Below are 3,913 nucleotides of genomic sequence, written 5' to 3'. Positions count from 1 at the left end.
CTGATGCGAGGCGTGCGAGGTATATGTCTGGTTCTGGTCGACCCATGGGGTGGTGGCGTTGACATGCTGCGCGGTGCCGTCGGCGTCCCAGATCGGGGTGGCGCGGGTCAGCGTCATGAAGCGCAGATGCTCGGCTAGATCGTCGGCCGTACCGAATACCTTGTCGGCGCCCGCGATCAGCGGATCGTCGGCCTCGAGCGGGATATAGATCGTACCGTTGCCGCCCTTGTTCACGAGATCGAGACCGTGGTCGAAGAACTGGCCGAAGATCGTCATGGCGGTGTTGAAGGAGGCCGAGAGGCCGATGTCGGGCGACTGGTTCTCGATAATCAGCCCCCCGTCCTCGCCGATCTGAATGCCAAACTGGTCGAGTCGGTCCTGCAGGGCCGCTGCGGCCTGCTCAGGCGTGCCCGACGTATTGGCGGCGTCCTGAGCGGACGCAAGTTCGACATTGGCGGCCTCGAGCGCGGCCGAGGCCTCATCCGCTTCCGTCTGGGCTGCGGCGAGGTCCGTGTCCGCGATGCTCTTGAGGGCGCCGAGGTCGTCGATGTTCGACTGCGCGAGCACCGGCGCGGCAACGAATTCATCGAGAGCAACCGAAAGCGTCGCCGCGTCGGTCGGATCAAGGGTGGTGTCTGCGGCAATTCCTTCGATCGCAATGCGTAGGTCGGTTGCAAGACTAAGGAGGGTCAGAGCGCCATTTGTCGTACTGTCACCGAGCGCGGTCACGACATCTCCGGCCGCCGTTTCGGCATTTCCAACGGCCGTTATGGCCGCCTCAAGGGCGCGGTTGGCGGTGGCCAACGTGGCGCTGTAGGCGGCGAAATCGGTATCATATTTCTCTTCGGCGGCGGTATGGGCTGACTGCTCGTTTTGGAACTCTGTCGTGGCCGCTGTGAATCCGTCGCCGTCGAGGAAGTCGAGCAGCTGTGGCTCGGAAGCGGTTTGATCGGACGCGAGCCAGTCGGCGTGCGCCTCATTGTATGCGCCCATATCGATGAAGGCCGCCTGGTCCGGCGGACTAAGGTCGAACTCCGGAACCGGGGCTGGTTCGTCGGTGATCATGAAAAGCGCGGCAATCAGGTCCTGTACCGCGGTCTGGGCGGTGGACATCGTCGCTGGAATTCCCTCCGCCGCGGTCAGGCCCGCGGTGTAGAGCGCCTGCAGCGCAGTGGCCGCGGCCAGGGCGGCGTTGGCTGCAGAAGCGTCGGCACTGGCCTCTGCAACCACTGTCGTGGCAGCAGCCACCTCGGCATTCGCGCCATTGGCGTTCAGCGTAGCCCGGTAAGCGGCACTGATTGCGTTGGTGGCCGCCGTCTGGGCGGGGCCCTCGACACCCGCGAGCTTCAGCGCCGCGCGGATCGCGGCGGGGTTCGAGACATCCTGTGTGGCGATGAGGTTCGAGATGGTACGCGGATCGGCGTCCACCACGGTTCCGGTGCCGACATGGCCCTGACCGTCGATGACGCCGTAGTCGGTATTGGTAATGGCGGGGGAAGGGCCGGGGCCGTCGAAATCAATAGAGTCGCCGTCGTTGTCGTTCCTGTAGACGGGATCGAGCAGCCGAGGGAACTTGGTCTGGGCTGCGCCGAAATGCGCCTGTCCAGCCAGCAGATTGTTCAGCGTTCCATCGACGGTGCGCAGGCCGGCGGGCAGCAGCGCCGCGTCCTCGGCGTCGACGCCGTAGACCTGCCGGATTGCCTCGGTGATATCGGCGCCCGATGCATGAGCCTCGGAAATCTTGATCTGCTGCAAAACGAATTGGAGATCATGCTTGTTAACAATGAAATTGGTAACCATGGTCAATCCCTTTGGATTGGTACGGGCAAAAAGGCAGGGGCCACGAAGTGTTTCGCGGCCTGAGTTGCCTCTGTCCTAAAAATCACTTGCCAGTGGGAACAGCCTTAGACACGAACTTCGAAAAGTATACTCATCTATTGGTGTTAATACGCAAGGCGGAATGTCTGGTTAAGTTATGGAAAATTAATAACTTTATGTACTTTGCAAATGGCGTTTATGATGTGACCGCCCCCCGACGGCATCGATGTGCCAAGGTGGGTTTGCAACAATCCACATTATGGTATCGCTTATAGGTTGCTTGTCGTAATGGGGGACGCATCCATGATTGCAACTGATCACACCACCCTGAATGTCCGCTTCTTTCTGTCCCGCCCTGGCCAAACCGATCACCCTGCGGAGCTTCCGGAGCTCGACATGTACAGTGCGACCACGATCCCGGCGATCGGTGATCTCGTCCACAGCGATATTCGTTCACCAGCGGCTGCGGCCTACCAGGTGATTTCCCGTCATTTCGATCCTGCCAATCGGCGGGTTGGTGTCATTGTCGAGGAAGTCCGGGCGCCCGAGCATAGCCCCTTCCGATAGCGCCGGCATCAAAGCCGACTGACGGACAGGCAAAGGATCGGCCCTGCTCAGTGGGTCCGATCGGCGGTCGTCTCCCTTGGACCCGCTACGCCCGACCGGGGCCGTCATGGCCATGCAAGTGCTGCGCGCGCGAGTACAGGATGCAATGAACATGCAGTTTGTGGCTGGGCGGTCTGACCTGTAGGCTGCCGCTGGTGGACGAGGGGCGAACAGGAGGCGACGGCATGAAGACGCTCGACGAACTGAAGACCCTCAGATCTGAGTTGGAGGAACGGCGGAAGGTCGAACTCTACCGGCTCGAAGTGCACAACGATGATCGCATGGAGCGGATCGCGCATATCCAATCCACGCTTCAGGCCATCGATGACGTCATCGACACCGAGATGTCCGGGATCGCGAGACCTCGAATGCAGCGTGTGGGACGCTTCTGACGACAGCAGGCGGCCTGCTGCCGGGCCGGCCGAGGCGGGTGGTAGCACCGCGCGAGGCGGCTTGGATCCGCGGCTATCCCGATCGACCGGGTCGATGCGATCTGCCTGACGGCAGGAAGCGCGCGGATTTCCGCGTCTCGAATGGGCAGTTCCGGCGCGCATGAAGCGCGCCCGAAACTGCCATCGAGTCATCTGCCATCGGCCGATCGACCAAGCTCATCCGGAGTCATATTCGGGGATTGGTCGAACCCATCTTTCAGTTTGCCTTGGATGATCGCCAGGGCAGCCGACAGCTGGTAGGAGGTTCGGCTTCCTCGCTCCTCTGGCGGATAGACATCGGCATCGGCCGCGATCTTCCTGGCGCTGCTCGCTATGCGCTCCATCGGATCCAGGAAGACCCTCGCGAATACGAGCGACAGAAGGGCGATGGCCGACACCAGGAAAAGAAACGCGCCCCCCTCCACCATGCCGATGGCAAAGATGTCGCGACCGTCCGTTCTGGTTCGCGTGGCGACCTTCCAGTCGAGTGACATGAAGGGGCCTTCGACGAGGGGCGGCAGAACCGAGATGAACGACACGTCCCCGCCGGGAAGGTCCACGCGCGTTGGCCGGGACAGCCCGCTGCTCACGACTGCCTTCTCGGTCTCGCTCAACGCGATCGAAGCACCGCCTTCGCCCGCAGCGACGATACGGTCACTCGCTTCGACGAGGTACAGGTCGATACCCAGGGCATTCGCCGACGTGGTCAGCACGCCTTCGATCCAGCTCATCCCGAGGCGATACACGAGCACGCCGTTGATGGAGCCGTCGGCCCCCCTCACAGGCGCGGCCATGTCTATGAACTTGCGCTCTTCAGGAAACATCGTCCGCAATGGCTCGGATATCACGTCGCCATCCGACAAGCCGACATAACTTCCAGACAGGGCCCGGCGGAAGAACTTGGCAGCGCCGACATCGACCCCTTCCAAACTGTCCAGGGAGTTGGCCACGATTTGTCCGGAATCGTCGACGACACCAGCCCAGATGATCTGTCCCCCGATACGCGACAGTGCCTTCATACGAGGCCGCAGGGCCTCGACGTTGTCGATGTCGATCGT

General features: G+C 61.9%; 3 protein-coding genes and 1 pseudogene. 2 read left to right on the top strand and 2 right to left on the bottom strand.

The features are described 5' to 3' along the window. A pseudogene (locus FD715_RS22625) lies at positions 1 to 1,806 on the bottom strand (hypothetical protein); the annotation flags it as partial. 315 nt (positions 1,807 to 2,121) lie between these two features. Here FD715_RS22625 and FD715_RS21620 point away from each other — a divergent pair. Both FD715_RS21620 and FD715_RS21615 read left to right on the top strand, forming a co-directional pair. Continuing rightward, a complete protein-coding gene (locus FD715_RS21620; RefSeq protein ID WP_147115119.1) occupies positions 2,122 to 2,385 on the top strand; it encodes a hypothetical protein in 264 nt (87 codons plus the stop codon). 224 nt (positions 2,386 to 2,609) lie between these two features. After that, positions 2,610 to 2,816, top strand: coding sequence for a hypothetical protein (locus FD715_RS21615; protein ID WP_147115116.1), 207 nt, complete (start codon positions 2,610 to 2,612; stop codon positions 2,814 to 2,816). Between the two features lie 188 nt (positions 2,817 to 3,004). Here the strand turns inward: FD715_RS21615 and FD715_RS21610 are convergent. Then, on the bottom strand, positions 3,005 to 3,913 hold a 909-nt coding region (locus tag FD715_RS21610), incomplete at its 5' end, for a hypothetical protein (protein WP_189799601.1).

It is taken from the genome of Tateyamaria sp. syn59, from assembly GCF_007995245.1.
Lineage (GTDB): Bacteria > Pseudomonadota > Alphaproteobacteria > Rhodobacterales > Rhodobacteraceae > Tateyamaria.
Note: the sequence above shows the minus strand (reverse complement) of the source record. Positions and strands in the feature narration are given on the sequence as shown.